This window comes from Pseudomonas sp. SDO5215_S409 (genome assembly GCF_054071325.1).
In genome coordinates this window covers 1-3,478 of the sequence record NZ_JBSVWN010000122.1, presented here as the reverse complement: position 1 = coordinate 3,478, position 3,478 = coordinate 1, and the positions used below count along the sequence as shown (strand labels likewise).

The 3,478-nt window shown below is 46.8% G+C and carries 5 protein-coding genes; all 5 read right to left on the bottom strand.

Translation table 11 applies throughout. The annotated features are described in order from the left end of the window. Nucleotides 1–171 precede the first annotated feature (171 nt). Nucleotides 172–1,155 carry an IS5 family transposase gene (locus ACW9H9_RS28355; protein WP_457346662.1) on the bottom strand — a complete coding sequence of 328 codons (984 nt, stop codon included), beginning with the start codon at nucleotides 1,153–1,155 and terminating at the stop codon, nucleotides 172–174. 128 nt (nucleotides 1,156–1,283) lie between these two features. Next, a complete protein-coding gene (locus ACW9H9_RS28350) occupies nucleotides 1,284–1,568 on the bottom strand; it encodes a hypothetical protein (RefSeq protein WP_457346661.1) in 285 nt (94 codons plus the stop codon). A 452-nt stretch (nucleotides 1,569–2,020) separates the two neighbouring features. After that, the gene (locus ACW9H9_RS28345; RefSeq protein WP_457346660.1) at nucleotides 2,021–2,275 is read right to left on the bottom strand and encodes a MafI family immunity protein; all 255 of its coding nucleotides are present in this window, start codon (nucleotides 2,273–2,275) and stop codon (nucleotides 2,021–2,023) included. Between the two features lie 5 nt (nucleotides 2,276–2,280). Beyond that, entirely contained in the window at nucleotides 2,281–2,541 is a 261-nt protein-coding gene (locus ACW9H9_RS28340) for a hypothetical protein (RefSeq protein ID WP_457346659.1), read from the bottom strand. 368 nt (nucleotides 2,542–2,909) lie between these two features. Further along, nucleotides 2,910–3,284, bottom strand: a complete 375-nt coding sequence (locus ACW9H9_RS28335; protein WP_457346658.1) for a hypothetical protein — start codon at nucleotides 3,282–3,284, stop codon at nucleotides 2,910–2,912. Nucleotides 3,285–3,478 lie beyond the last annotated feature (194 nt).

The following is a 3,478-nucleotide window of genomic DNA, read 5'->3' as shown; positions in this document are numbered from 1 at the left end:
CAACGGGATCGGCGTATTTCACCATATTTGGAAGTCTTCTTCAGGATTTCCCTAAGGAAACTCCGAATAAGTTGCCCATCATCCGGAAATGGACGACCTGGAGATGCAGAAAAGCCCGATTTTCAGCCGCTGATTATTGGATAACCAAGGCACAGCCTTGGTTTTCTGCCCTCACGGGCGCACCTCTCCCGTTCCAGGCAATAATTGCCGACGCACCATCCACAGATTCGACAAGGCAAACAGCGTGGTCAGTTGCGCCGTGTTCTTGGCCAAGCCACGGAAGCGGGTTTTCACATAGCCGAATTGGCGCTTGATCACACGGAACGGATGTTCGACCTTCGCTCGTGCCTGCGCTTTGACCTTCTCGATCTTGCGTCTGGCTTTGTAGAGCACGCTTCGTTTGCTCAAGTGTTTATAGGTGCTACGACGAACCGCAATCTGCCAGATTACCGGCCTTGCTTCATGCTCCGGCCGCTTCTCCACGCCGGTATAACCTGCGTCGGCACAGATAACATTTTCATCGCCATGCAGCAGGTGAGCGACCTCCGTTACATCGGCCACATTCGCCGCTGTACCGTGGACGTGGTGCACCAAGCCCGACTCAGCATCGGCACCGATATGCGCCTTCATGCCGAAGAAATACTGATTACCTTTCTTCGTCTGATGCATTTCAGGATCGCGCTTGCCGTCCTTGTTCTTGGTCGAGCTGGGTGCGTGGATGATGGTTGCGTCGACAATGGTGCCCTGGCGCAACGACAGGCCCTTGTCTCGCAGGTAATTGTTGATGGTTTCCAGAATGCCCGCCGCCAACTGATGCTTCTCCAGCAGGTGCCGGAAATTCATGATCGTCGTGTCTTCGGGGATCGGAGCGCTGAGCGTCAGACGAGCAAACTGGCGCATCGAAGTAATCTCGTACAGCGCCTCTTCCATGGCTGGATCGCTCAACGAGAACCAGTTCTGCAGCAGGTGAATGCGCAGCATGGTTTCGAGTGGATACGGCTTGCGGCCACCGCCAGCCTTTGGGTAGTGAGGCTCGATCAACGCCACCAACCCGCTCCACGGAACCACCTGTTCCATCTCGGCCAGGAAACGCTCGCGACGGGTTTGCTTGCGCTTACCGGCGTACTCGAAATCGGAAAAGCTCATCTGGCTCATGGGATGGCGGGCTTGTAGAAGGCGGTTGGACGGAGGGCTATTTCAGCACAGGTCAGATGGCTTGTGCTGACTTGATCGGAGAATCCCTAATCAGTACGGAAATGCAGCCTGAACCACACCATCTCAGGTTATGGATATATGCCGAGCCTCTCAAGCTCAGAGAAAAAAAACGCCATGCCTTCCCGTATACTATCGGTATCTTTTCTTATAACAACATCGTTACCTGCCGACATATTTAAAATAAACGTATAGACATTGCATCCTCTTTCACCATCCACCTTAAATATGAAAAAACCCTTACCTCTCCTCGCCACCAACTCTAACGCGCGAACAAATTCCTCTAACCCAACACTGCCCATACTTGGCAAACCGAAACGGGCTGCATACTTTTCAGAAAGCTCATTGAAAGACACTAATCCAGCCCTCTTAATGTTTTTGAAAAATCTTGAACATTAGTTATATTTTCCCGTCGCAACCTTATCTACGACATTCCAAATAATTTGTTTTGGCGGACCGTCCACGCCATTTTTATAATCAATTGCTCAACCACTTCAACAGTAGTTCGTTTACTTCCACTATCAAAAATATGCCCACCAGCAATATCCCTGGCCATTGAGCCAGCCTTGTTATAAGGCCATAATAATTGGCAGCACTTGCAATAGCCACATCAATTTCTCTAAATAAAACCGAACCGCCAAATTATGAATTTATAGCAGTGATATCACCAGCATTTAAGCCGACCTTGAAACCACCAAGACCTGTTCCACCTGGAAGGTTTGAGGCTGAACTCAAGCCACTAGCAGCTGGATCATTTACCTTTCCGGCAACGCCTCCAGTTCCTTTTGCACCAACTAATTTTTATTTTTTACTTCTTCAACCCCAATAAATGCTTAAATGGACCCTCAGCCAAATCAAGTCCAATATCCAGAATTAGTTGAACAGCCTCATCATATTCTTCTTCCGCGATAGAGATATCATATTCGCAAATATGATCGCACAAAATCTCAAAAGCCAAGCACTCTTCGTTATACGCAATATAATCCAAGGCTCCTTGGAGAAGGCCGAAATCCAATCGACCTTCAAACCTTCGTCCAAACGTAATGATACGATCTGCGAACATAAATTCTACTTAATAGGCTTGAGAGCAAGCTCCTGACGCACTTTTTCGGCTATCTCATCAACAATAAACCCGGGGCCAGATATAGTAATACCCACGAATGTTTCTGATTCAATTTTAACTTTCTCGCCCATCAATTCGATCTCTGTAACCTCAATTTCTTGAGAGACTCCAACCGCCCACGACTTATCAATTCCTACAGCTCCAAGCTTGACTAAAACAATCTGCAATGCGCTACGTAACGCCGCATCGTATTCATCACCCAGCATTATTGATACAATTTTCAGAATTCATACTTAAAAACCTAAATCCTTCCCACCCGAACGACTTGCAGACTCAGTTATCTGCTCCCAGCTTTTGCCTTTAGCTCTCAGCCAATCAATAGATGGCCCCAGCTTGCCCCATATACTCGCAAGTTACGATCATAAATTTCCGCAAGTTTGCCAGGTGGTGTTAGGTCCTTATATTGAACGCCTAACTCACGGCGTATCTGATGGAGTTGACGAGCGACTTTCTCTGGCGTTGCACCCGCTGCGCGCATACTGAGACTAATCTCTGACAAACTATTAACTTCATCAACATATGCTTGCCGTAGAGGTGGAAGCTTATCTAGCGAACCAGTTCCTTTGGCACCAACTTATCCAGGCAGAAGATATTTCTTCCGAACCTGTGCCATACAATCGATCATTTCTGCCAGTTGCTCGCCTTTGAGCCCCACTTCTACCAAATCATCGACGCAGCATTTTTCATAAGCCCTAGCCAAACCATCTAACATATCCTCCGCATAAGGACTTTCTCTAAATAACTCTAACCCATACTTCATACCCTCGCTAAATATTGCAGTTTGCAATACTACAAAAAAACCTACATCAGCAGACGTGCAAAGAGAGCCCGCTTCATCTTGAACATAAGCGAAGGCTTGCTCTGGCCGAAGACGAATTTGTGATATAGCCTTTTCATAAAGCCTAGATACTATCGGATAAATTTCTTCCACAGCCAAATCGAACGCCATAATTATTTCTCCACAATAAATATATTTAATTAGATACTAGGATATCGTTCGCGAAAACTGAGTGCCAATATTAGTACAACGTGGGCAAACCATTTTCTCAGAAATCAAATTTATACGCCCCGAAGCTTGTGAGTTCGTACCTAGTGTACTGTTTTCGAAATAATTTACTTATTGACTACGGCTTCAAGTGCCTC

Bases quoted from the DNA above. Each gene is read 5' to 3' on its own strand.
- ACW9H9_RS28355 (WP_457346662.1), bottom strand. From the start codon at position 1,155: ATGAGCCAGATGAGCTTTTCCGATTTCGAGTACGCCGGTAAGCGCAAG.
- ACW9H9_RS28340 (WP_457346659.1), bottom strand. From the start codon at position 2,541: ATGCTGGGTGATGAATACGATGCGGCGTTACGTAGCGCATTGCAGATT.
- ACW9H9_RS28335 (WP_457346658.1), bottom strand. From the start codon at position 3,284: ATGGCGTTCGATTTGGCTGTGGAAGAAATTTATCCGATAGTATCTAGG.
- ACW9H9_RS28345 (WP_457346660.1), bottom strand. From the start codon at position 2,275: ATGTTCGCAGATCGTATCATTACGTTTGGACGAAGGTTTGAAGGTCGA.